This window comes from Dyadobacter chenwenxiniae (assembly GCF_022869785.1).
GTDB lineage: Bacteria > Bacteroidota > Bacteroidia > Cytophagales > Spirosomataceae > Dyadobacter > Dyadobacter chenwenxiniae.
Map to the genome: position 1 here is coordinate 995225 of NZ_CP094997.1, position 24771 is coordinate 1019995.

The window sequence follows — 24771 nt, forward strand, 5'->3', positions numbered from 1 at the left end:
TAGTGCCACACAATATTTTACGTTCATGACCTGGCGACAATCCCTGCGGAAGGTTTTCTCCGTCTTCATTTTGATCCTTCTTTCTATGGTTGCCTATGCGCACAAGCTCGCGCAGCAGCATTATACGATTGCCGATGGGTTGGACAATGTGCGGGTTTACTTTTTACTGCCCGATCAGGCCAGCCGCATCTGGGTTGCCACGGACTGGGGGCTGGATTTCTTCGACGAAGAACATCAATTGGTCGCGTCGGCCAGGCTGCCTAAATTGCCAAAAGGGTTGATCAATGACCTGGCCGTCGGGCCGGATGGGACGATATGGGTGGCCGGAAATAAGCTGTATAAATTGAAAATTTCGGCAGACCTCAAATTACAGGTTGACACGACCATCGTCGGTTACGCCCCGCATTACAACCGGGTTGGCACCTCTTACCTGACAGTTGATCATCAAAACCGGGCTTGGTTTGCCGGGCTTCCCGATGCGCATTTTACTGAAAATGGTATTTCCTATTTGGAGGGTAACCAGGTGCATGACATGACAGGCAAACTTTTTCCCGGTGAAAAGCCACAGATCGTCGACATGCGTGCCGACTGGGGTGGAAAACGGTTGCTGATCGTCACCAAAGACGGCAGGCTTTGGCAATGGAAAAATGAGAAAATGTCAGTGATAAAAGTGGAGGGGAAGGTTAGGCGAATCTTGCAAAGTCCTTCTGGTCAACTATTTGCATTGACCAATTCCGCAGCATTTCAACTCAAACCAAATGATACTGAACTGGCTGTCAGCATTCCAGCGGACATCAGCAAAATGGAAGTATTTGCAATCAGCGATAAACTGGAAATCGCATTTGCAGCCGAAACCGGAAATATATGCTGGTACGATGGCGACGACGTATTTAACTCCGGCGTAAAAACGGCCACCGTACGCAGTATGATTTTTGATAAAAACGGCGATTTGTGGGTGGGTACCATTAATGGGATAAACCGCATTATTCGTGCTGGCTGGCGCTATTTCGACCATTCTGTAGGGCTGCCGGAAGAAACCGTATCTGTTACCGAGGACCGAAATGGCGTGATGTGGTTCGCCTCGCGCGGTCGCGGACTGAGCAAGCTTATTAACGGGAAGATTGTGGAAGATAGCACCTATTATTCGACTTTTCCCGTCAAAGATTTCATCGCAGCGACCAATCGGGATGCAGACGGTAACCTGATCTTTTCTTCGGTTGGTGGAAAAGGATTGCTTTGGTATGACGGAAAAAATTACCGTCGCCTTCCCGGCAGCGAAACAGGCAACAATATTCGTGGCTTTTACGATGACGTAGCAGGCAACCGTTACCTGTTTGCATGCAGTAAAATGCTTTTGATATACAACCGCCGCACCCTGCAACTCGTTCGCCGGATCGCTCTTCCTTCAACCGGATACTATGACATTGAAAAAGACCGTTTCGGCCGGCTGTGGATCGCCGGGCAAAACAGTTGTGTGATCTGGGATGGAAAGTCGGATCATTTCGAAACAATGCATTATAATGCTCAGCATTTTTCTTCCTGGATGGTTTTTGACCTGCACCGCGACGCGCACGGAAACATGTGGCTGGCTACGGATGAAGGATTGTGGTTGTACGATTACAAGCGTTTTCGCCGGGTAGCAGGCTCGCATTTAAGGAGGGTGATCAATTTTTGCCAGCCATTGGGAGATTCATATCTGCTGCTGGGAGCTATTGAAGGTTTGTATGTACTGGACCTGGAAAAATACTATGAGAACGGAGAAGAATGGATCAGCTGGTTTGATCACAAGAATGGGTACGAGGGGCAGAGCGTTTCTCACGCCTGTTTTCGCGATAGTTGCAAACGTTGGTGGATGACAACCCATGACCGGTTGATGATGATCCCCGAGGCTGACCTGCTAAAACTCCTGAAACGCGTTCCGACTGGAATCAGGGCATTAAGGGATGTGAGCACGGCTACTGTTTTCCCGGCTGGAATTGGCCCGCTCAGGCTGAGTCCTTACCTCAAAGATCTTGAAATACAGTTACTTGAACCCAATCACCAAAATCTGCTCGCAAATTCGGTATACGTTTATAAGATCGAGCGGCTGGACAATCCTGATCCCGAACTCGAATGGTCGGACCCGATACAGCGCAGCAGCATTCCGCTGAAAAACCTTTCGGATGGGAAATACCGCATTACCCTAAAAGTCCTGCGGGCCAATGGCATGTGGAACACCAAAGATGTGGTGCAGGAATTTGAAATTGCACCATTCTGGTATGCTACCACGTGGTTCCGGACGTTGCTGGCGCTGGTGATCGCGGGCTGCATTTTTTATTTTATTTTGAGGGAAGTAAAAAAACAGGCCCGCCGGCAGCAGGAGATTTTACGCGCCAAACAAAGGGTCACGGAGCTGGAACTGGAAGCGTCGGAACGGAGAAATGTGGAAGCAGGCATGAGCCGCGAGCTGGCGGAGGCGGGGCGCGAACGTGCATTGCTGGAAATGAGGGCCATTACCAATCAGATCGATCCGCATTTTGTATCCAATTTCCTGACCGCCGTGCAGTCGATGCTTTATAAAAATGAGTCTGAAAAAGTGGTGCATTATCTGGCCAAATTTGGCAGTATTTTCCGGCATAAGCTATTGAGCCGCAGCCAGGTTTTCTGGACTTTAGGGGAAGAAATGGATTTTGTGAGCAACTATCTTGAACTCGAAAAAGTCCGTTTCCGGCATCGGATCCAGTCGGTTACCGAAGTGGAGGCGGGGGTTCCTATGGATACTGTTATTCCAAAAATGCTCATTCAGGGATATGTTTCTAACGCAATTAAACACGGTTTGGAAAACAAGCCCGAGGGAGGCACTGTCTGCATCAGCGTTTCGGTATGGGAGCAGCATTTGTACATCAAAGTCGAGGACGATGGCGTGGGTCTGGAAAAGGCCAGGCAGTATAACAAGAGATCGACCGGGCGGGGACTGGCCATTAATGAAGCCCTTTTTGACCAGCTCAACCAATATAACGTCTACAAAAGTTACCAGGTTTATTCCGACAGGAGCAAAATGGGGGAGGACGGCGTTTGTGCGGAAGCATTTCTGCCGCTTTATCCCATACTCCCTCCCGAAGAACTCGTTGCAGTTACAAATGACAGCTATTGATTTTAATGATGAACACGAAACAATTAACGGCGAAAATCGTGATAGTGGACGATGAGTTTTTCGTCCGGCAAACACTGGTAAGCATGATCGCCAACATTCCCAATGCGATGGTGGTAGGTGAGGCGGAGGATGTGGGAAGCGGCATTGAGCTCATCCTGGAAAAAGAACCGGACCTGATCCTGTTAGACATCAAAATGCCCGTCCGCAGTGGTTTCGACCTGCTTGAAGAATTGACACATTGCCAGCAGCAGTATGGTCTGATATTTGTTTCGGGCTATCCCGATGAGGCTCTGACCGCCGTTCAGAAAGCCGCCCCGTATTTTCACTCCGACTTCGTGGTTAAACCCATAGATCCGGTTATTCTGCAAACCAAGTTTTCCATCTTCTATAACAAGTGGCAGGCGGCCAAGGAACAGGAAAGTGAATTGGCTGGCTTATTGGAAACCGGCATTCCGCAAATTGCATACAAATCCGATCAACTGGTGTTTCAAAACTCTCAGCTGTTTCATTGTATCGATATAGACGATATTCTGTACTGCGAATCGGCCAACCGGCAGATCAACGTGTATTGTTCTCAGTACGAGCACATCAACATTCCAAACACAACACTCGACGCCATTGAAAGAATGCTTCCCGCAGATGCATTCATACGGATTGGTAAAAGTCATATCCTGAACAAATCGGCGATCCGGTTTATCCAAAAAGGAAACCGGCCCAAATGCATTCTGGCCAGGAACGGAAAATCCTACGAGGTTCAGCTTTACGCAAGTAATGTAGAGAAGGTGGAACAAAGCTACTCCATCACAAGGAAATGACTATGACTTAAAACAACAGCCATCTGCCGATGCTTGCCTCACCATTTTCTTGCTTATATTCATAAAAATAATATGACCGACGGTATCTTTTAAAGCCCCGACAACCTGGTAGCATACGCATGCAGCATTACGATAAAATAGAAACGACCATCCTATCTACTGCGATTCATCGTGGCGCTCAGAAAAGTACCTGTCCATCTGAAATTGCACGCATGCTATTTCCTGACGACTGGCGTAAGCATATGAAAGATGTACTTGAGGTAGCAATTGATTTGCATAACAAAGGTAGCGTAGCAATAACACAAAAGGGAATACCTGTTGATGTTAAGGATATTAAGGGACCCGTCCGCATTAAAATTCTGTGAACGTAGCGATATTGTCGAAGAAATAGAACTCATGCTTTTGAATGAGGGATTTAAAACTTTTAAATAGCAATTAACTCATCCGGTTATGTCTAAACCTGTTACTTTGCCTTTGACTGGCATTTTAATTTTTTGCATATTTTTTAATGTCACTGTACCGCTTTGGGCGCAACAAAACCATCTGTTTAAAAATAACCTGGTACAGCCCAGGATGCGCGTGATCATTGACAATGATTTCAGCGGAGATCCGGACGGATTGTTTCAACTTGCCCATCAATTGCTTTCGCCATCTGTGGAAGTACGAGGGATCATCGGATCACACCTTAAACCTGGCGATGGCTTTGATAATTCTAAAACCCAGGCTGATAATGCCGCCAGCAAAGCAAGGGAGTTGCTTGAAATCATGAAAATGATGGGAAAGGTTCCAGTGATTGCCGGTTCGAATGTAGGCATGGTTAATGACAGCACACCCGTCAAAAGCAAGGCGGTTGATTTCATTATCAATGAAGCCCTGCGCACGGATACAAAACTGCCTTTATATATTGTTTGCGGGGCCGGGTTAACAGAAATAGCAAGTGCATTGCTAACCCAGCCAGCGATTGCTTCAAAACTTACCCTAATATGGATAGGAGGGCCGGAGCATCCCGGTATGGCTGTGCCACCGCCTAATTTTACGCCACTTGAATACAATCTGGGCATTGATATTTATGCAGCGAAAGCGGTCTTCAACAGATCATCAATTACACTTTGGCAAATACCTAGAAATGCATACAGACAAGCGCTGCTGCCATATTCGGAACTGCTATCGAAAGTAAGGCCGAAAGGTCAGTTAGGTGAGTATCTGACAGAAATGCTCGAAGGTTTGATGGGCCGAATTGTGAAATATGTCAATATTGGGGAGACCTATATTTTGGGGGACAGTCCGCTGGTCTTGCTTACCGCATTGCAATCGTCATTTGAGGCGGACCCTTCTTCAAGCCGTTATGCTTTGGTTAATGCGCCAATGATTACCGACCAAGGTTTATACCAATACAATCCAATGGGAAGAAATATCCGTGTTTACGACACCCTGGATATTCAAATGATGTTCAACGATTTTTTTGCAAAGATCGAGCTGTTTAATCGTTAGAGAAAGCTGGAATTGATCACTTCTCTCCGCTCATGAGAAATCTTATAGTTTCGATATTTGCAGGCATAGGCTTTATCCTACTAATTTCCTGCGCTCGTTTCAACCGAAAACATCCTCCCTGCGATGAAGTAAAACAGGTCAAAATTGATACGGATCGTAAAAAGGAGGAAATTCTGCACGATTATGTAGACTACTGCGGGAGAAAGGAATGGAAAAACGACAAAGGGATCGTAATGCTCAGGGAATTTAAGAATGAGCAAGGCCTGGATTGCTGGCTACTGATTCCATCGATTGATGACAGTTATAAGGACAACCCGCCAGAGCGCTTCGCTACTTTTCAAGGTGACATCATTTTAGTTTTTAGCGCTGATTCAATGCATAATGTTATCCCTGCGAAAGGGGACAAAAATCAGCTGAACCGATGCCTTGAACAAATCATCGGCGACCGCGTTTATATCAGGCCAACTATTAAAGGACGCTGGACAGATGGTGTGAGGCCATTTTCAAATGAAAAGATCACAGAAGGGGCCCACAGGTTCCATGGGGGCAATGGCGGTACATTGATCATTGTCTTCAACGCAGATGGTACTTATAGGAAGTTTTTACCGGTGTGAGCTACCGTTGGTGATTTAGATTGTGTTTATTACTAAGGCGTTAAAAGCTTTTGGACCCTATTTCTTCTCAATATATCCGCTTGCATACCGTCTTATTTGCAGTATATCGAACATTAGCACGGCAAGTTTAGGAAGTACTGGAGGGCATTTTACCCAAGTACACTGGTGACGTTTTGAACGGGGCCATTCAATATTTATTACACTATTACCAGACTATTCGTTAATGATATGAGGCATTTCATAGTATTCTTTCTATTTCTTACTTTCCAGGCAACAGCCCAAGTGCCAAAGTTGTATAATCATATCTCCAACGAGGTGCATTTAATACATTCCCAGGTGCTAAATCAAGACCGGCAAATATACATTAATGTTCCAAAAATCGATTCTGCGGATATAAACAGGGCATTGCCCGTGTTGTATCTCTTGGATGGGGAGAATCATTTTCACATCCTTTCTGCATATATAGAATACTTAGCGCATTGGAAAATTATTCCTCCAATAATAGTAGTAGGCATTGTTAGTGCGGATCGTGTAAAAGACCTCACGCCCACTAATAGCTTAATTAACTTTGACGGTAAAGTTGATTCTAATTATAAGACATCAGGCGGCAATGAGCAGTTTTTTAACTTCATTCAAAAGGAATTGATGCCTTACATAGAGGCTAATTATCAAACCAGTCCTTTCAAAATATTTGCCGGACATTCTTTTGGTGGTCTCACAGCAATTTATTGCATGCTTATGCACCCTGATATGTTTGATGCTTATATTGCAATAAGCCCTTCACTTTGGTTCGGCAATAAATATGTTTTACGATTAGCAGAACAAAAATTACCTGATCTATCAAAAATGGATAAAAAGATTTTTTATAGCGTAGGGAATGAAGATGGTACTTTTCGAGATGATCTGTTGAAATTTGATCAACTATTTAAAAATGATAGTTTGAAAGCATTTGAACACGAGTATAAATATTATCCTTCCGAAGACCACATGACAGAACCAATTCCTGCATATTATGATGCACTACGATTTGTTTACAAGAATTGGACATACAATAAAACAAAGTGATATAATTAAAACAAGTGGGTGAATTACGCTGATTTAGATAATATTATAAACCAGGCTTGCTTAATTAAAGATTGGCGAGATGCCATAACTCGTAGACTTAATCTAAGAAATGAATCCTACCACTTATTTTTCGTTACAATCCTTGCTCTTAACCTGCTTAAAGATTCGGGTTTGATACCTAAAAAGCTCGCTAATTGATGCTGTGGCACACGTTGAATAAGGTCTGGTCGTGATTGCAATAAATTCAAGTATCGTTGTTCAGGTGAAGAGGTCTTAAATTCATCAAAATTGATTTGCTGTTTAGCTAAAAGTTCTTCCGATAAAATCCTGCAAAGCGATTCAAATTTTGGGAATTTATTGAAAACCTCGACATCCATTTCAGGATTTGAAACGTTAATTATGGAGTCTTCATTACAAGATATGTAATATTGGGAAGGTGCTTTATTAGTAACACAATGCGGTGTCAAGCCTTCCATTTCTGTATAGAATGCGGTTGTTTTTTCTACTCCGTCAATAATGTAATAAGTCCGGATACAACCTTTCAATACAAAATATACTTTATTAGAATATTGTCCTTCTCTTAAAAGAATTGTTCCTTTTTTAAATGTCCTAAAAGTGTTAAAAGAGATGATAATATCCTTTTCCTCTTCGGTCAAGGAAACATATTTTGATATAAAGTCAAATAGTAAGTCTTGCATTTTCTGCCTTTCTTTATCTGTACCAGGTAAGATTATCTACAATCCTTGAATATACGAAGATTGTTACAAGTTGGGTAACGTTCGCTCTTCATTTCTTAACCAAAGTCAATGGATACCGGTTAACTTCAATTCAACTTTGCGAAAACATTAACTATTAGCAAAGTAACATGAAGTACTTCTCTTTAACATTCTTCTCGCTTTTAGCCATGGCGGGAAGCGCTCAGACCGTCACTCAAAACATCCGCGGGACATTGTCCGACGCCGACAGCAAGCAACCATTAACGGGTGCGACGGTATTAATTGCCGGATCAGCGCCGGTAAAAGGCGTAATAACCGATCAATCGGGCCGGTTTTTATTGGAACAAATTCCCTTGGGCCGTGTCACGCTCGAACTCCGGCTGGTAGGATACGAGCAGCGTCAGGTTTCTAACATTGTAGTCGACGCGGGCCAGGAAGTGGTTTTGGAACTGGTCATGCAGGAAGCAACTACCCAGTTGAATGAGGTGGTGGTAACTGCAACCGAAAACAAAGGCGAGGCGCAAAATGATATGGCACTGCTGAGCGGCAGGTCTATTTCACAAGATGAAACTAAAAGGTATGCTGGCGGTTTCAATGACCCGGCTATGATCCTGTCGAACTTTGCGGGGGTTACCAACAATGCTACCGGAAGCAATGAAGTGATTGTTCGGGGTAATTCGCCCAAATACGTCCAGTGGCGGCTCGAAGGTGTGGAGATTACCAACCCCAACCATTTCGCCGACCAGAATTCGGTCGGTGGCGGTGTCAGCGCATTGAACAACAACCTGCTTGCCAAGTCGGATTTTTACACAGGCGCATTCTCCGCGGAATATGGCGACGTGCTTTCGGGCGTATATGATGTGAAGCTCCGGAATGGGAACAATCAGAATTTTCAGTCAATCCTGGGGATCGGGATTTTAGGTGCCGATGTGACTGTGGAAGGCCCTTTTCGGAAAGATTACCAGGGATCGTTTTTGGCCAATTACCGGTATTCCACCATTGGTCTTTTAAGTGACATTGGATTGGTGAATATTGAAGGCGGCGCTCCCACATTTCAGGATGGCGCCTTCAACTTATCTTTACCAACCAAAAACGCAGGCAGCTTCTCATTGTTTGGCCTGGGCGGGTTGAGCAAGGTAACTCTTGACAATTTCAATCCCGGCACAGCTCCGATTCCGGGAAATCAGTCAGCTCTGGAAGGAATCCGCAAGGACTATGAAAAACGCTCGTTTCTGATGAATGCAGGCCTTTCGCATCGTTTGCAACTCAGTAAAAGTGGATCATTAACGACGCTGCTTTCCTTTTCAGGGAACGGGATCAATGAGGATATCGACCAATCCGATGTTATCAAAATCCGTGATGATGCCGGCCAGTGGCAAAGGGACTCTTTGGCAAACAAAAGACTCAATTACAAAAGCCGATTGAACAATTCCGCCTATCGCGCATCGGTCACCTATAATAATAAATTGAATGCCCGCCACCGGATTGAAGCCGGCGCAAAGTTTGTGTATAACAACTTTTCTTATGCGCAGGGCTTTTTGAATGATACTACCGGCGCACGGCAGGTTCTGTCGGACTTTGACGAGGGCATTGCTACGCTTCGCAATTTTGTGAGCTGGAAATACAGGGCGGGAAACAGGGTAACCATCGTAGCCGGACTCCACAATATGAATGTGCTCTATAATCATAAAAGCACGCTCGAACCGCGGTTGGCGATTCGCTGGAATGCTGGTAACCGGGGGACATTCAATGCTGGATATGGTCTGCACAGCACGATGGACCGGGTACACAATTATTTTGTAAAAGTGAAACAACCAAATGGAAGCTACACAGAGCCTAACCGTAACCTGGGCCTGCTCAAAGCACACCATTTCGTGGCGGGTTACGAGTATCGGTTAACTGAAAATCTTAGGGTTAAGGCAGAAGCTTACTACCAGCATTTGTACAATTTGCCGGTTGAAAATTCGGACACCAGCGCTTATGCGACCATTAATGAAGGCCAGGACTTTCGGTACGTGGAGCTGGTCAATAAAGGAAAAGGAAGGAATTACGGCATCGAGGTGACCATTGAAAGGTTTTTTGACAAAAATTACTATTTCCTGATCAATTCCTCTTTGTACCAGTCCAAATACACGCCACTTGACGGTAAGGAAAGAAACACGGCCTATGCCGACAATTACCTGGTCAATGTGCTGATGGGCAAGGAGTTTCCGAACCTGGGCCGCAAGAATAATAAGAGTATTTCGCTGAATGCAAAAGTCTTTTTCGGAGGTGGGAAAAAGTACATTCCTTTACTGCGGAATGGTGCCGGGCAGGTGATAGCCAACCCGGAAAGCGGAACAGTCTGGGATTATGAAAAAGCCTACGAAGGCAAGATTGACGATATTTACCAGGTCACTTTCTCGGCCAGTCACAAGGTCAACAAACGTAAAACAACCCACGAGCTTTTTCTCAATATCGACAACATTACCAATCGCCTGAGCCGGATTTCGGAATATTACGACGATACTAAACCTGGCTCCGTGGGTTATTTCAAGCAGTTTGGTATTTTTCCCAACATCATGTACCGGATTTATTTGTAATCAGCCGGCGACGGAAGCGAATGCTTTGAAGGCAATTCGCTTCCAACGCCTATCTCCACTTCCCATATCGATGCGCTTTCGATATGGAAAGTGGAGAGACATGCTATATAATTGCTCTCAAATCAAATTTCAGGTATCAGATCGTATATTTCTTCTTTAAAATACTGGTTTCACTTTCACCGATACCCAGTTCTTTTTGCATGAAAGCTTCCACACTGCCGTATTCCGTTTTTAATGCATCGAAGAAGATATCAAGCAGCTCCGGCCGGAGTTCCATTTTTTTGTTAAGCTGTTCCACCGACATCCCGGTGTGTTCGGCCATGGGCTTCATCATTTTGCCCATCATTGGGCGGAGATATGTGTTTGAAGCGGTGAAATCTTCATTGATTGTCTGGCGCGGAACCCCAAGCGTATAGAGAAAAAGGGCAGTTGCCATACCGGTACGGTCGCGGCCACCGGTGCAATGGTAGAGCATGGCCGTTGTATCATTCATGGCCAGAAGCTTTTGAAAAAGTGGACGGTAGCGTTCACCGAAATACTTGATCCCTCCTTTTCCATAAAAATCTTCCAGAAAACCTTCGCCTTTGAACATCTTGCTCATCTGCTCTTTGGACATCATGCCGTCGTCGCTTCCAGCCGGACTGAGCAGGTAATCAGTATTTGGCAACAAACGGTCGGGAGCCTGGGCGGATTCTTGCTTGCCCCGAAAATCGATGACCGTATAAATGTGCTTTGCGCGAAGCGTGTCCATATCCGATGGAGTAAGTCCCTGAATAGACGCGCTACGGAAGACGCGGTTCCATTTCACCTGACGGCCGTCGGTGGTTTTATACCCGCCGACATCGCGAAAATTAACCGCACCGCGTACATGCACAAGCCGTTGCGTGCTATCGGCAAGTTGACCGAATGAGAGCACAGGTATTAGTAATGCTAAACAAAAAATAAGCTTTCTCATGAATAATTAATTGGGTTGAACTGAATTATTTAATGATGTCCCAACGTAATCCGGCTTGGCCTTTGCGGCCGTACCATTCGCTGGATGTAGTCCTGCGGCTGTCGCCCATGTACATTTTTACCGGCGAATCGCTCAGGTTGTTGAGCTCGACAAATGCACGCAAACGCTTGTTAATGGTGTAGGTAGCGGAGGCGTCTATGGTAAAATTGGCGTCGGTCCAGATATAGTACTCAGGCCCTAGCTGCTGGTTTATCGTTTCCACAGAGGCGCCGCGGTAATTTCCGGCAAGGCGGACCATTATCTTGTTTTTTTCGTAGAACAGTATGGCGTTAAAGAGGTTTTTCGATTGATTGGGTAATTGCGTGCGGTCTGTCTTCACATTGCCTTCGATTCCCCTTGGAACTTTGACCCGGCTGTCGATGAAAGTGTAATTAAATTCTACTCCAAACCCAGACCAAAAGCCACGAAGGAAGTCGAAACGCCTGTTGATCCCCGCCTCAAATCCAATGAGCGAAGCATTCTGGAGATTTTTGGCCTGTGTTACCAGGTAATTGTTTCCGTCGATATTTTGCATCCGCATGTCGGTAAAAACCACATCCTGAATGCGCTTGTGAAACACGCCGCCCGAAAGCAAGCCGATATTTGGGAAGTAATGCTCACCCATTAGATCGAAATTATTCGAAAAGGTTGGTTTCAGATCGGGATTGCCTTGACTGATGGTCATTGGTGTCTTAGAATTGTCGATCGAGGTTCCAGGCGTCATGTCGCCAAAATTGGGGCGAACGAATGTGCGGGTGTAAGCTGCGCGAATGTTGGTATTGGCATTCAATGCATATTTCAAATGCAACATTGGCAACAATGCGTTGTAGCGGTTTACTACATTTTTGGGGGAAATAACCGTTACTGGTGGTGTCCCTGCAACTGTGGCTGCCGAGCCTTCAAGGTCCATGTTGGTGTATTCATTGCGCACTCCGCCTACGAGCCGGAGTCGTTCGCTCACCTGATATTCGGCCATGACGTAGGCTGCAACCACCTGTTCAGTACCCTCATACAGCGCCGTAGGATTCGTCTTAGGAGTCACTTCCATAAAGCCGTTTTTAGTAAGCAACTCTGTGCCATACAGATTGAAAAGCTGGTCTTTGGTAAGCGGGTCCATCACGTACTGGTTGTGGTTGCCAGGCATGTGACCAAAAAATTCACTTCCCTGACCGGCCTTCGCTGTTTGCAGACTCCCCAGGCTGAGCAAAGCAGGAGAATTGGGGACACCCAAGGCAGCGGCAGGCATAAATACAATGTTCGAGCCGTAGGTGCTTTCACGATATTTGTGACGGTATTTACCGCCAAATTTCAGTTTGAAGTTCTTTGAAACTTCGGATTGAACATTCAACTGCACGTTCCGGTCATGCTCGCTGTTGTTGAGCTGCGCGATCACGAGCTGTTGCAAAAGCAGTTTTTGCGGATCCATAACCTCAGATTCGTTAGCCAGGCCTGCATCAAAATGCATTGGATTCTCGCCTATACCATCAGGCGAATCGAAATTCCAGTAGCGCTTGCCATCGGACGAAAGGTTTTTGAAACCACCCGTGATTTTTTGTCTGAACGTGGCGATAGGCAGTCCTTTGGTGCCAGAGGTAGGTGGTGTTTCAAGGAAATATTTAGAGATGTAATCGCTGAACGACCAGTCCAGCTTAAATTTTGGAGACAGCTGGTGATCTCCACCGATCTCGCCCCCCTGAATGGCTGTTTGGTAATGCGAATAGCGGTAATTGTATTGGTAGCGGCTGTTGGTATAGTCAATGTATGATTCTGAAACCGGACGAATGTCATTGAATTTGTTCAACATTCCCCTGAAAAAAAGCTTGTTTGCACCATTTAACTTATATTCCATTCCAAGGCTCAAACCCATTGTCTGGCGTTTTCCCATGTATCGCTTGAACATCACGGAGTTAATGGATTTTTTCTGCACCGGGTCAGCCAGGCCTGTGTTGTAACTCACATCGAAAGCATCAGCTCCCCACTGACGGTCCCAGATCGCGCCTGCCAGCACAACGCCAAGTTTATCTTTGAAAAAACGGTCTCCATATATTAGCGAAGCATTGTAGGTCCCGTTTTGGGAAAACGAGTTATAGCCACCCGCAGCGCTTGCATTCAGCTGGCGATAAGTGGGGGCTGTTCTCGTGATAAAATTGATAGAGCCACCAATTGCGTCACCTTCCATGTCAGGGGTAATTGCCTTGGCAACCTGCACATACTGAATCATTTCCGAAGGGATCGCATCAAGGACCGACGAGCGGTTACCCAGTACATTCGAGCTCGGCAAACGACTTCCATTGAACAGCGTCGAGGTCCATGCAAACGGTGTGCCGCGAACAGTTGCCTGATCGGCCTCACCGTGGTATCTGGCCACGGCAACACCCTGCATACGCTGTACAGCTTCCGCGATGTTACGGTCGGGCAGCTTGCCAATGGCATCCGAAGCCATCACATCGATAATCGCATTGGCATTCCTCTTGATGCTCATCGCCTTGATCTGCGAGGGCGCCATGCTGCCGGTAACAAGCACTTCGCCTAACGTATTCTTGTTGTCAGGCTGCATTTCGATATTTCCAAGATCAGTCACACCTTTGCCGATTATAACGTCTATCTCCTTCTTGTCATAACCCACATAAGTGATTATCAGGCGGGCTCGCCCTTCTTTGGACGATACAAGCGTAAAAGAGCCGTTGATTTCTGTTGAGGTGAACAGATTGTGCGCAGGAATTTGGACCGTTGCTCCGGGGAGACTGCCGTCCTTGCTGACAACCACACCTTTTAAAGTCTGCGCATAAGCGCCGGACGCAAGCGAAGTCAAGGCCAGGAAGGCCCAGAACAGCAGATGTTTGATTTGTTTTTCGACGGAGGAACCGACCCTTGTAGAAGTAGACATTGTTAGCCGAGATTGTTTTAGGCAAAGGTGCGGCAACTTAATTTTGACTTCAACCCACGCAAACAGCTGCTACCCAACAGCGTCTCACTCGTTGGATTGGTACCCAAATAACATTGATATACAGATACTTAACTTTATATTAAGAAATCGTTAAGAAAGCCAATACATTAGACTGGACACACGGTGCGGTCGCGTTTTTAACATACAGGTAATATAGAAGCCGTAAATTTGTTGTCAGAAAACAGCAATACATGCATCATATTATCGCAATAGGGATTTTTCAGGCGATTGTCGCGGCTGTTCTGCTCTGGAAAGGCAAAGTGCGGACGAGCGCCGACACGCTTTTAATCATGTTCATCGCGTGTATAGCCTGCCATCTTTCCATCAAATTCGTAATTTACACGTTTGTCAGCGATGAGCAGGTAAGGCAGCAAATGAATACATTCATCGGCTTTTGCTATGCGCCGCTGTTATACTTGTACGCGCGGAAAGTGAATGATGAAACCTTCATACCCGCTACTTGCTGGTATGTATTTCTGCCATTTTTTGTCGCTGCTATCGTCTATTTTACCACTGCCGGCGTCATTATGTTTTCTGGGACATCGGGTTACAGGCTTCTCAAATGGTATAATTTGGGCAGTTACTGCGGTATATTGCTTTCGGATATCGGCTACGCAACGCTGGCAATCCGGATTATGCGGGGCTTCGGGAAGGAGAAAGTTGTTGAAAAACGCATTGTATTGGCTATTGCATGGTGCTTTCTTGGCATGGTGTGCATTTCGGGGCCAGTTTACTTTATCAATACATTTTTCGAGGCCAACTTAATGATCCCCGTTCGGATTATTACCTACGCGGCACTGAGCGGGCTTTGTGTAATGATCATCTACTATAAGTTTGTTGCCGGAAGCACCCTGGATGCAGCATTACGTATTTTGGAGGCTCCGGCGAAGCATTCAGAACCAGCAGCTGTCCTGACCGAACAGGACATATCACATCAAACTGTTCCTTTGGAAACTCCGGAAGTGCACGGCTCAATATCCGAAGTCACAATGTCCAGGCGGGTCACGCTGCCAGAAGAAAAGCAGAGGGAAATCTGGGAATCGCTGGAATCGCAAATGCGTCAGAGTCTTTTTTTTACAGACTGCGATTTAAACCTGGACAAGCTGGCCAGCCTCACTGGCATCAACAAATATCACCTTTCGGAAACACTCAACAGCTTCGCCAGAAAGTCATTTTATCAATACATCAACGAATACCGCATTGCCTATGCGCTAAAAGAAATGGAGTCGATTTCCGCGAGCCAGTCGGAAGATTTCAATTTTCTTTCGCTAGCCTTCAAATCAGGTTTCAAAGCCAAGTCCTCCTTTAACAGATATTTCAAAGAGATTACAGGCTTTACGCCCTCAGAGCATTTGAGAACACTTCGCCAGCCGAAAATTGCGATTTAAGTACAAACGTTGGTCATTTTACTTCTGCTCAATTCGGGCAATGGGCTCAGGTTTTCACGTGACGGACTATTCAGGATCAATGCATTCAATGCGATAATGACAGTGAATTCATCGTTTTTTTTTGAGTATTAGATATGTTCTAATCGGTTCGGCGGGAACCCGGTAAGCGATCCATAGACTTATGAAGATGCTGGTTGTAAGCATAATTATAAGCATTCCTACACCAAAGTAAAGTGGAGGGTAAGGACTTTCGGTCATTGTGATATTAAAAATATATTTCAACCCGGACATCAGGCCCACTGAGGTGAAATAAGAGAATAGATATGTTACCGCAGTGACCGAACAGACCTTCCAAGCTAATTTCCTATTTCGCTGGTTTAACGTTATGGTCATATATTGAGAAGAAAGACTAATCTGTAACAGCATTATCTTTATTACCCTTTTTACAGATGCTAAAAGCATTAGAAAGAATGTGACTGATGCGGTATATATTGAAAGTATCTCAAAACGCGTAAGAACAGGGTTGAGTAAAGTTGCTCGTAGTGGTTTAAGAATTATATTTTTCTTGTTTAATAGCAGTTTCTGTTTTTCTACCCTACCTGTTGAAAATGAATTCGAAAGTTCTTCTTGTGTCAGTTTGGCTGAAACATTAGGCTTTAAAAGAATATAAGTAATTACGCTGATGGCTTCCAAACTTTTGTCAGGGTATGAATCATTTAATTGGACGAGTGTTGGCATAGAAATAAATGCATCCGTTTTAATTTGAGAATTATCGGGAAGATTTTTTGCTATTGCGGTTACCGTTGCTGCGCAGTCAAAGTCTTCAAGGAATACCAACTTCCCCAATGGATTATGATGACCAAATAATTTGACAGCAGCATCCTGAGTTAAAACTATACTGAATGGCCTGTATAAAGCAGTCTTTTTATTTCCGCTAACAAGCGGTAGATCGAAAATTTCAAGTATCGAAGCGTCAGCAAATAATCCGTTTGCGGAAAGAAGCGAGTTCCCTTTCATTCGGACTTGGCTGTAAGCGAGTCGGGCTGTTTGCGCAACAAACTTGGAATCTGACTTAATTGTTGAAGCGGTTGTCCCCGACGAAATGCTCGTGGTGGTCGTTTCGTAAGGAGTGGAGAGCTTAGTAGTAACAATGTAAATACGGTCGGACTTAGCGTGAAAGCGGTCGTAATCAAAATGAAATTTTAAATACATTGCCGATAGCATACAAAGTGACGCCGTTGCATATAAAAAATATATGCGGGTTCTAACCTCCCTGTTTAAATCAATCATTTGTGAGCAAAAATATGTGCATTGCAGAAGTATGGATATGCAGGCACGAGGTTGTATATCGGTTCATGAGACATCGTGGCCGCATTCCCTTGGATATACCCCATTATTTTGCTGAAGGTTGGGTTAATTGTTTTGTGTCACACTTAAATATATTAGTCTGATTATGTAAATTCCTTAAATTGAACCGCTTAGACATTGGTTCCGCCATTTTGATTCTCAAAACTGTTTTGGTGTCGACGAACAATGCGATAGAATCTCTTCGCTCGGACTGATGCGCTGATAAAAGCCCTCTTTGCGCTACTTATGCTTCACGACACCAGACACGGTCACCGATATTCCAACCTGATAAGGCCTGTAACGCCACCCCATTGACTTGATTTTAAGGTCATTGAGGCCAACCTCCACAGTGGGGCCAACCGAGATTTGAAATGGCGCCCGCAAGTGCAGCTTACGGGCGAAACTGGCATTTACCATGGCCAGTCCCTGGTCATTCGATAGTGACCGTGTGTATTCCAGACCGGTGGTTGCAATGTAAGGTCCGAGGGACCGGGCGTGGAAATCAAACTGACGGGCGATTCCCAATCCGATGAAGTGCAGGTCTTGACGGATTTCATTTGTGGATGTGTTCTGGCGTATGATCTTGTACTGGTCGGGGCCGGTTTGCTCCATTTCTATTTTCGGCCCGCCAATGTCAAAACGTGTTTGATATTGCAGAAAGGTGTAAGCAGCCGATCCTTTGAAGCCCCAGCGCTCAACTCCGGCTGCAAGCTTGATGCCTTTCGACTGCATAGATGACAGCCCTGCAAACCGTATGTTTTCAATGACCATCTCCGCGTTCGAGCGCACGTAAAGCATCTGGAAATTCTGGGAGGGCGTAACAGAAAAAAACCATCCGGTTGCATTTTTTTTCTGGACGGGGGCCAGTGTATTCGAATCCGGGACGATTTCAGGCCAGACTGGTAAACTGGTTTCCAATGGTTTCGGAGGATTAGTAGGCAGGCTCGCCAGCAAAGTCTGTGGAAATGTCGCCTGAAGACCGGCGGTTGCAGTCTCCGATTCAGATTCCGTTTCCGCTTTCAATTGCTGTTTCTGTTTCTTGACCATTTCAGCTTTTGAAGTAGCGGTGCGGACTTGCCGGATAGGGAAGACAGTGACAACTTTAACGGCCGGGGCCGACGCTCTGACCGGCATGGCCTCGTCGTTCGTGGCTTTTTTTGTCGACGACATGCCCATTTTTTTGATAGGAGCTGAATGTTGGGAGGCTGTTGCTTTTCCATGCGAAGTTGCCACCGCAATCTCATTCTTATCAGCCTTAACAAAGTATAAGGCCAGCAGCAACGCCAACAACAAGCCTAATGCGGCTTGAAAGAGACGTTTGCCGTTATTCGGTAGCCCGGCAAAGACCCGTTTTCGGAGTGATGGCCGTGGGCTTAACTCAAACTGGTCGAAGGACTCTTTCAGCCAGTCGCCTAATGGTTCCTTAAAGTTTTCCTCGTTCGATCCGTTCATTTTCAATGATCCCTATTTCCTGTAATTTTTTCATTAAAAGCTTTTTACCCCTCATTAGCTGCGACTTTGAGGTAGAGGGCTCTATACCCAGCATTTCCACGATCTCGGTGTGGTTATAGCCATCGATCAGGTACAGATTGATAACAGTCCGGTAACCGTTGGGCAGTTCGCTGAGCACTTTTAGCACCAATTCAATATCGACATGCGCCCATGAGGTGAATTCAACTGAATCCCAGTCCTGTACATTCAGGTCAATGGGAGTGCTCATGAGCTCCTTTTTGGTTGTTCTCTCATAATAGCTCAGCGCGGTACGGATGATGATTGATTTCACCCATCCGTCGGCCGACTCTGGCGTTTTGAGGTCGTCAATTTTTGTAAAAACTTTAATAAACGCCTCCTGGAATATATCTTCCGCTTCTGAAAGCGTACGTGCATACCTGCGGCAAACGCCGAGCATTTTGCGCTGGTAGCGGTCATAGAATGCATTCTGTGCCTTCCGCTCGCGCCGCTGGCAACCTTCAACGAGTTCTGTCAGGGAGTTGTATCGTCTTTTAGAAAAAAGCATCAATGGGAATCAGTTAGGAGGAACGGTTATTCCTATTGAGCATTGCTAAAATTGATAGGCGGTATAATCATGATAGATCAGGTCCCCATTGTCATTGAAATAAAGGTAAAAGATTTGTCCAATTTCAGTGTCTTTTCGTATGCTGATCTGATAACCCGATGATCCCTCCGCTGAAAACCGGATTGCAGTTTCGAATACGAAGCCGTCCATTTCCGGCGAAGCATTGATGTAGTTGAATACAAATGCTGGCAGATCTTCTTGCTTGATCACCGATCCATGCAGTACGTATACCGGGTTTTCGTTCTGGTCGAAAATGTATGTCCCGTTCTTGTTTATAAAGGTCCTGCGGCCATCCCGGGCGTAGGAAACCCACATGCCCGAGGGCTCCACCAGGCCCATTCGTTTTAAGTAGCTGCCGATCTTTGGCGATACATCCACAGGTTTGTCTACGTAATAGGCCAGGGATGACTGCGTCCCCATATTAAGGGCAAACTTTACGTTGTTCGCCCCGTTGGTGATCACCTTAATCGTGCGTTCCATGCCCTTCCATTGGTAGTCAAATGCAACTCGTGGCCAGTCCTCACCGGCGACAGGGTCAGGCTGGATTTCCCAGGTCTCACTGGCTATGGTCCCGCCACGGATAGCGAGCTTGTCCAGGAATTGCGCCAGCGGCCCGGGAAGTTGGTTGCTCAGGAAGCGTGCATTCGCCAAAACCGCCTGCGTATCAACGACAGCTTTGTATTGCCGGGCATTGCTTTCGAAATCCACAGACCAGATTTTCTCAGGCGTCAGCGGTGCGAAGACCAGGCTGGTCGATTCCGGAAATTGTTTTTTCACGGCCTGAAATGCCTTTTTTGGAACATTATCAGATTGTGGGTTCAATTCTTTTGCACGGTTGCAGCCCAGCTGGGTCATTACCAGGCAGAGCAAAAAACAAGATATCCTTTTTCTCATGGTCGTCATCGGGAGTTTATACAATTCATTAGACCCGAAACATGCAGCGCCGGGATGCATGAAGATTAAATTTTTTAAGTATCAGCATTTATCAATGATCAGACTTTTAAGAACTTTCATGCTGATAGACGGAAGCATGATCCTGTGCGATTATCAGAATTTAAAACCGATTGTATAAATCCTTGATCTTCGCATCTCAAAACCTTACATTAGGGCAGTTATAATGGAGAATTTATGAGAAAACAGAACAGTAACCCCTTTATTCTTGCTCTTAAAGCCCGTAATCTTACCGTCGAAATCCATCATCATTCCGCATATCAGATCGTCTTATCCAATGATACCCCATTTAATACGACGATTAGCGGGACACTTTATGAGCGTATCCACGGTTTTTTGATTAAACCGCATGTTCCGCATTTTTGTGTTGCCGAAAAAGGAACATTGAATGTGCTGAATATAGAACCTTATTCGAATGTTGGTTTAGAACTGGCAGGCAGATTCAAAGAGAACCAGGATTATATCATTTTTGACTCACCATCTGAAACAAATTCGTTCTTTCAAACGCCGGAAGATAGTTTGGATGCGGGCAAGATCGTTGATGCCATGCTCACTAAATTGACTTCCATCGACTATGACGAAAGGGTTACCAAAATAGTTGAATGTATCAAGGCTAACTATTCTGAGCAGAATATAACCCCCCAAACATTCGCCGATATCGTTTTTCTTTCCCCATCCCGTTTGGCCTCGCTCTTCAAAAAACAAACCGGGAGCAGCTTATCCAAGTATCTGCTCTGGACACGGTTACGCCAGGCCATCTACATTACACTTTCCGATAAGGACAGAAGCCTTACCGACATTGCCTACGACACGGGCTTTTACGATCTTCCGCAACTCAATAAGTATATGTACGAAATGTTTGGAATGCCTCCCAAGGCCTTAAAGCATAATAGTGACCTGATTGAGATTTACTAGTCCTGCTTTTCCTCTATACATTCTAGTACGAAAGACACTTTATCAAGACACCTTGCGCAGAACAGTGATCTGGTACAAGTTCGACAACGTGCCTGGATGCAACTTTGTGATATCATTTAAACATGCATATCATGAAAGCAATCGTATATCAAGAGTTTGGAACCGCAGACGTGTTGCAAACCGTAGAACAGCCAAAACCAACTATTAAGGAAGATCAGGTGCTGGTTAAAGTAAAGGCATTTTCCATCAATCCGATGGATTGGAAAATCCGAAAAGGGGAAATGACATTGATGTCCGGCTCGAAATTCCCAAAGTACACAGGCGCTGATTTCGCTGGCATCGTTGAAGATATCGGGTATTCTGTAAGTGGCATTGTAGTAGGCGATGAGGTTTTCGGCGTGGTAAAAAATATGATGAAAGAAGGTGTTTCGGCCGAATATGTTGCTGTTACGTCCTCGCTGATCTGGAAAAAACCTGCTGATATCAGCTTTGCCCAGGCAGCTTCTATTCCCGTGGTAGGCACGGCAGCGGTTACCGCATTGGAGAAAATGGGTAACATCAACGCGCAAACAAACATTTTGGTTAATGGAGCGACCGGAGGTTTTGGTATGTTTTTACTCCAATTGTTAAAACAAAAAGGCGCTAACATAACAGCCGTTACCAGCAGCAAGGGAACAGAGTTTGCAAAAAAATGGGGAGCGAGCTCCGTAATAGATTATGCAAAAGAAGACGTGCTTTCCCGGAAAGCCGCTTACGATATCGTCATTGATCTGTCAGGCAAAATGGGCTACGACAATGCCAAACAAATCATGAAGTCGAAAGCCCTTTTCTTAAACCCCACGCCCAAGCCAATCGAAATTCCATTATCGTTTATCAAAAACTTATTTACGTCCCAAAAGCACATTATCGTGCTTGCCAGCCCATCTGATAAATACACAGATGTTTTGCTTGATGCGGTGAGAAATGGGGTAGATATTGAAGTCAACAAAATATTTCCATTTGCCGACTACACGGAGGCGTATCAATATGCTGAGCAAGGCGGCTACATTGGAAAAGTTGTAGTAGAAGTCAACTAAAAGCGCTGCAAAACACTGCCTGGGGATGCTCAGGCTATTTCTTAAATACTTTCAATAACAGTTAATTATCAGAAATCATGTTTACAAAAATAGATAATACCATCAAATATGGTAAACAGCATGGCGGCTTCGGGATACAGATTTTGTACCCCGGACTCATCCGTCCTCAGTTAGCCGACAGTGGATTTTCCACGATAGGAAGGATTGATCATGCGCGGATTAATCCAGGAACCCTCATTCCAATGCATCCGCACAAGGATGATGAAATTCTCACTTACCTGCGAAGTGGCAACGTGAAGCACCTTGACTCAGAAGGCCACACAGACATCATCTCCAATCATAGGTTGATGATGATGAATGCGGGATTAAGGTTTTCTCATGAGGAAAAGGTGTTAGAAGAAGGGGGCACCTTAGAGGGGCTGCAAATCTTCATCAGGCCGGAAACCGCCGGTCTTCCTCCCAAGGTTCAATTTTCTCAATTGCTAGATGCGTATAGTGTAAACCGTTGGAGAAAAATAGCAGGCAAAGGCAATGATTACCCGCTTCAAATAAGAAGTAATACATGGCTGATGGACCTTCGGCTGGAAAGGGGACAGGAAATTGTGCTTCCCGATGCACCGTCTGAAAATAGTGCCTTCCTGTTTTATGTATTTGACGGAAAAATAAATGTAAGTGAAACCATTACCCTGACCGCTGGCGAAAGTGTATTAATTGAAATGGAAGATCCAAGCTTCCGGGCAGTTGAAACAAGTGATGTTGTACTGTTCATTACACAGACAAACGCAGCTCATTTTGATGGTGGAATGTATAGCGGCAATCTCCACCGATAACGGCCGTAATCAAAACCAGAACAGTGATCTGATACAAGTTTTACTTCCCGGATCACAAGACCTTTGCATAGTAATTAATCAACAGAAATTTAGCAATAGAAAAAATGAAAACGAAAATAGTAGTACTCGGAGCCACCGGAACAGTGGGCAGCAAAATTTCAGAAATCCTTTTAAATCAAGGGCATCAGGTAACCTTGATCGCAAGGCACACCGAAAAACTGGAAAAATACCGCAGCCTAGGAGCCGAAATCATTGCAGGGGATATCACCGATGTGCAGACGCTGACCAGTGCTTTCAAAAATGCTGATAGCGCTTTTGTGCTGTTACCAGACAATGTTAAGGCCGAGAATACAAGAGTTTACCAGAGACATGTTACCAGCATCTTAATTGAAGCCATCGAGAAGTCGGGCATAAAGTACATCGTCAATATGAGCAGTCTTGGATCTCATATGCATGAAGGAAATGGTATGATGGCAGGGACTGGCGAACAGGAAGTGAGGCTAAACCAATTGAAGGATGTCAATGTGTTGCACATCCGCTCGGCCTATTTTATGGAAAACTTCCTTAGGACAATAGGTGTGGTTAAAAAAATGGGCTTCAATGCTACGGCAGCAGATGGAGATCATGCCATTCCAATGGTAGCCACAGCAGATGTTGCAGAAATCGCAGCCTCGCATTTGGCAAACCTTGACTTCAATGGTAAAAGTGTCCGCGCCGTGATGGGGCCCAGGGACTATACATATCGAGAGCTTACCAGCATTATTGGCAGCGCCATTGGCAATCCTGAACTTACGTATGTGCAGCTGACCGTCGAGCAGGCAAAGCAAGCATTCTTAGGCAACGGTGTTTCAGAGGATTTTGCCAACAACCTGATCGAAATGGGAACAGCAGTTAAAACCGGGTTTATGAATTATCAAAAAAGAGACGATTCGACGACCACGCCTACAACGGCAGAGGACTTCGTTAATGAGGTTTATTTGCCTGCTTTCAATAAATAATAAAGATCAAACACCTCTCTGGCTGCGCGGAATTTAATAGTTCTCCATGGAACTGAATGGCCATATCAACAATAATCAATTAATAAAATGAAATCAGCATTAATTACAGGAGCCAATAAAGGCATTGGCCTGGAAACAGCACGGCAATTATTACAAAGTGGCTTTCAAGTGTATCTGGCAAGCCGTGATTTACAGAGCGGATTGGATGCCGTCAAAATATTGAAGTCAGAAGGACTTACCAGTGTGCAAGCCGTGCAACTGGATGTAACAGATGAAAATTCGGTAAAAGCTGCCCGTGAAGAAATTGGCAAAAAAACGGATGTTCTGGATGTGCTCATCAACAATGCCGGGATTAATGGCGGAAAGCCACCTTATGCTGCGCTTGAAGCAAGTTCGGACCAATTTCTGGCAGCCTTCAATACCAATGTAATCGGCGTAGCAAGAGTGACAGCGGCGTTTATTGATTTACTGCGGAAATCGTCCCAGCCCAGAATTGTCAATGTAAGTACGAGCGTGGGTTCATTATCGCTTCAAAGCAATCCGGACTGGCCAGTTTATAACTACGCCAAATATGCAGTCTATGCTTCTTCAAAAGCGGCTCTGAATATGTATACCATTCAATTAGCTTACCAGCTGCAAGGCACTCCCTTCAAAGTAAATGCAGTTTGTCCGGGTTATACCAAAACTGAATTTACCGGGAACAATGGAGGTGATATTGCAGTTGCCGGACGACGTATCGTAAAATACGCATTGATTGACCAGGACGGACCTACCGGTAAATTTTTCAGTGAAGAAACAAATCCTGAAACCGGTGAAATCCCTTGGTAACCAA

20 protein-coding genes are annotated in these 24771 nt (G+C 45.2%); 13 read left to right on the forward strand and 7 right to left on the reverse strand.

The genetic code is table 11. The features are described 5' to 3' along the window. The first annotated feature begins 25 nt into the window (after window positions 1-25). From MUK70_RS04155 to MUK70_RS04180, 6 genes are all read left to right on the forward strand, one after another. A complete protein-coding gene (locus tag MUK70_RS04155; RefSeq protein ID WP_234657730.1) occupies window positions 26-3133 on the forward strand; it encodes a two-component regulator propeller domain-containing protein in 3108 nt (1035 codons plus the stop codon). Between the two features lie 5 nt (window positions 3134-3138). Beyond that, complete coding sequence (locus tag MUK70_RS04160) at window positions 3139-3948, forward strand: LytR/AlgR family response regulator transcription factor (RefSeq protein WP_234657729.1); 810 nt, start codon at window positions 3139-3141, stop codon at window positions 3946-3948. A gap of 119 nt (window positions 3949-4067) precedes the next feature. Further along, entirely contained in the window at window positions 4068-4313 is a 246-nt protein-coding gene (locus tag MUK70_RS04165) for a DUF3253 domain-containing protein (RefSeq protein WP_234657728.1), read from the forward strand. An 85-nt stretch (window positions 4314-4398) separates the two neighbouring features. Next, entirely contained in the window at window positions 4399-5439 is a 1041-nt protein-coding gene (locus tag MUK70_RS04170; protein ID WP_234657726.1) for a nucleoside hydrolase, read from the forward strand. Between the two features lie 32 nt (window positions 5440-5471). Beyond that, window positions 5472-6053, forward strand: a complete 582-nt coding sequence (locus MUK70_RS04175) for a hypothetical protein (RefSeq protein ID WP_234657724.1) — start codon at window positions 5472-5474, stop codon at window positions 6051-6053. 336 nt (window positions 6054-6389) lie between these two features. Then, window positions 6390-7118, forward strand: coding sequence for an alpha/beta hydrolase (locus tag MUK70_RS04180; RefSeq protein WP_234657722.1), 729 nt, complete (start codon window positions 6390-6392; stop codon window positions 7116-7118). A gap of 116 nt (window positions 7119-7234) precedes the next feature. On the opposite strand, the gene MUK70_RS04185 is transcribed toward MUK70_RS04180, so the two are convergent. Further along, window positions 7235-7816: a Crp/Fnr family transcriptional regulator gene (locus tag MUK70_RS04185; RefSeq protein WP_234657721.1), complete on the reverse strand. Its 582-nt coding sequence runs from the start codon at window positions 7814-7816 to the stop codon at window positions 7235-7237. 167 nt (window positions 7817-7983) lie between these two features. Here MUK70_RS04185 and MUK70_RS04190 point away from each other — a divergent pair, with 167 nt between their 5' ends. Beyond that, entirely contained in the window at window positions 7984-10416 is a 2433-nt protein-coding gene (locus tag MUK70_RS04190) for a TonB-dependent receptor (RefSeq protein ID WP_234657719.1), read from the forward strand. 136 nt (window positions 10417-10552) lie between these two features. On the opposite strand, the gene MUK70_RS04195 is transcribed toward MUK70_RS04190, so the two are convergent. Then, complete coding sequence (locus tag MUK70_RS04195) at window positions 10553-11371, reverse strand: tyrosine-protein phosphatase (protein ID WP_234602541.1); 819 nt, start codon at window positions 11369-11371, stop codon at window positions 10553-10555. A 25-nt stretch (window positions 11372-11396) separates the two neighbouring features. Further along, on the reverse strand, window positions 11397-14297 hold the full coding sequence (locus tag MUK70_RS04200; protein ID WP_234657718.1) for a TonB-dependent receptor: 2901 nt from the start codon (window positions 14295-14297) through the stop codon (window positions 11397-11399). Between the two features lie 251 nt (window positions 14298-14548). On the opposite strand from MUK70_RS04200, the gene MUK70_RS04205 reads away from it, so the two are divergent. Further along, the gene (locus MUK70_RS04205) at window positions 14549-15745 is read left to right on the forward strand and encodes a helix-turn-helix domain-containing protein (protein ID WP_234657716.1); all 1197 of its coding nucleotides are present in this window, start codon (window positions 14549-14551) and stop codon (window positions 15743-15745) included. Window positions 15746-15853: 108 nt separating this feature from the next. Here MUK70_RS04205 and MUK70_RS04210 read toward each other — a convergent pair whose 3' ends face one another. The 4 genes from MUK70_RS04210 to MUK70_RS04225 form a co-directional block, all read right to left on the reverse strand. Further along, window positions 15854-17035: an ABC transporter permease gene (locus MUK70_RS04210; RefSeq protein ID WP_234657714.1), complete on the reverse strand. Its 1182-nt coding sequence runs from the start codon at window positions 17033-17035 to the stop codon at window positions 15854-15856. 297 nt (window positions 17036-17332) lie between these two features. Continuing rightward, entirely contained in the window at window positions 17333-18544 is a 1212-nt protein-coding gene (locus MUK70_RS04215) for a hypothetical protein (protein ID WP_234657712.1), read from the reverse strand. After that, window positions 18516-19109: an RNA polymerase sigma factor gene (locus MUK70_RS04220; protein WP_234657710.1), complete on the reverse strand. Its 594-nt coding sequence runs from the start codon at window positions 19107-19109 to the stop codon at window positions 18516-18518. Before MUK70_RS04220 ends, MUK70_RS04215 begins: the two co-directional genes overlap by 29 nt. A 45-nt stretch (window positions 19110-19154) precedes the next feature. Next, window positions 19155-20063: a hypothetical protein gene (locus tag MUK70_RS04225; protein ID WP_234657708.1), complete on the reverse strand. Its 909-nt coding sequence runs from the start codon at window positions 20061-20063 to the stop codon at window positions 19155-19157. A gap of 234 nt (window positions 20064-20297) precedes the next feature. On the opposite strand from MUK70_RS04225, the gene MUK70_RS04230 reads away from it, so the two are divergent. The 5 genes from MUK70_RS04230 (at window position 20298) to MUK70_RS04250 (ending at window position 24767) form a co-directional block, all read left to right on the forward strand. Further along, complete coding sequence (locus MUK70_RS04230; RefSeq protein WP_234657707.1) at window positions 20298-21035, forward strand: helix-turn-helix domain-containing protein; 738 nt, start codon at window positions 20298-20300, stop codon at window positions 21033-21035. 131 nt (window positions 21036-21166) lie between these two features. Beyond that, window positions 21167-22111, forward strand: a complete 945-nt coding sequence (locus MUK70_RS04235; protein WP_234657705.1) for an NADP-dependent oxidoreductase — start codon at window positions 21167-21169, stop codon at window positions 22109-22111. Window positions 22112-22188: 77 nt separating this feature from the next. Continuing rightward, complete coding sequence (locus MUK70_RS04240; RefSeq protein ID WP_234657703.1) at window positions 22189-22941, forward strand: pirin family protein; 753 nt, start codon at window positions 22189-22191, stop codon at window positions 22939-22941. A gap of 104 nt (window positions 22942-23045) precedes the next feature. Then, complete coding sequence (locus MUK70_RS04245) at window positions 23046-23939, forward strand: NmrA family NAD(P)-binding protein (RefSeq protein WP_234657700.1); 894 nt, start codon at window positions 23046-23048, stop codon at window positions 23937-23939. An 87-nt stretch (window positions 23940-24026) separates the two neighbouring features. Next, window positions 24027-24767, forward strand: coding sequence for an SDR family oxidoreductase (locus tag MUK70_RS04250; RefSeq protein WP_234657699.1), 741 nt, complete (start codon window positions 24027-24029; stop codon window positions 24765-24767). Window positions 24768-24771: the final 4 nt, after the last annotated feature.

Excerpts from the sequence above, each read along its gene's own strand:
- MUK70_RS04155 (WP_234657730.1), top strand. The coding sequence starts at position 26 with ATGACCTGGCGACAATCCCTGCGGAAGGTTTTCTCCGTCTTCATTTTG.
- MUK70_RS04160 (WP_234657729.1), top strand. The coding sequence starts at position 3,139 with ATGATGAACACGAAACAATTAACGGCGAAAATCGTGATAGTGGACGAT.
- MUK70_RS04165 (WP_234657728.1), top strand. The coding sequence starts at position 4,068 with ATGCAGCATTACGATAAAATAGAAACGACCATCCTATCTACTGCGATT.
- MUK70_RS04170 (WP_234657726.1), top strand. The coding sequence starts at position 4,399 with ATGTCTAAACCTGTTACTTTGCCTTTGACTGGCATTTTAATTTTTTGC.
- MUK70_RS04175 (WP_234657724.1), top strand. The coding sequence starts at position 5,472 with ATGAGAAATCTTATAGTTTCGATATTTGCAGGCATAGGCTTTATCCTA.
- MUK70_RS04185 (WP_234657721.1), bottom strand. The coding sequence starts at position 7,816 with ATGCAAGACTTACTATTTGACTTTATATCAAAATATGTTTCCTTGACC.
- MUK70_RS04190 (WP_234657719.1), top strand. The coding sequence starts at position 7,984 with ATGAAGTACTTCTCTTTAACATTCTTCTCGCTTTTAGCCATGGCGGGA.
- MUK70_RS04195 (WP_234602541.1), bottom strand. The coding sequence starts at position 11,371 with ATGAGAAAGCTTATTTTTTGTTTAGCATTACTAATACCTGTGCTCTCA.
- MUK70_RS04200 (WP_234657718.1), bottom strand. The coding sequence starts at position 14,297 with ATGTCTACTTCTACAAGGGTCGGTTCCTCCGTCGAAAAACAAATCAAA.
- MUK70_RS04205 (WP_234657716.1), top strand. The coding sequence starts at position 14,549 with ATGCATCATATTATCGCAATAGGGATTTTTCAGGCGATTGTCGCGGCT.
- MUK70_RS04210 (WP_234657714.1), bottom strand. The coding sequence starts at position 17,035 with ATGATTGATTTAAACAGGGAGGTTAGAACCCGCATATATTTTTTATAT.
- MUK70_RS04215 (WP_234657712.1), bottom strand. The coding sequence starts at position 18,544 with ATGAACGGATCGAACGAGGAAAACTTTAAGGAACCATTAGGCGACTGG.
- MUK70_RS04220 (WP_234657710.1), bottom strand. The coding sequence starts at position 19,109 with ATGCTTTTTTCTAAAAGACGATACAACTCCCTGACAGAACTCGTTGAA.
- MUK70_RS04225 (WP_234657708.1), bottom strand. The coding sequence starts at position 20,063 with ATGAGAAAAAGGATATCTTGTTTTTTGCTCTGCCTGGTAATGACCCAG.
- MUK70_RS04230 (WP_234657707.1), top strand. The coding sequence starts at position 20,298 with ATGAGAAAACAGAACAGTAACCCCTTTATTCTTGCTCTTAAAGCCCGT.
- MUK70_RS04235 (WP_234657705.1), top strand. The coding sequence starts at position 21,167 with ATGAAAGCAATCGTATATCAAGAGTTTGGAACCGCAGACGTGTTGCAA.
- MUK70_RS04240 (WP_234657703.1), top strand. The coding sequence starts at position 22,189 with ATGTTTACAAAAATAGATAATACCATCAAATATGGTAAACAGCATGGC.
- MUK70_RS04245 (WP_234657700.1), top strand. The coding sequence starts at position 23,046 with ATGAAAACGAAAATAGTAGTACTCGGAGCCACCGGAACAGTGGGCAGC.
- MUK70_RS04250 (WP_234657699.1), top strand. The coding sequence starts at position 24,027 with ATGAAATCAGCATTAATTACAGGAGCCAATAAAGGCATTGGCCTGGAA.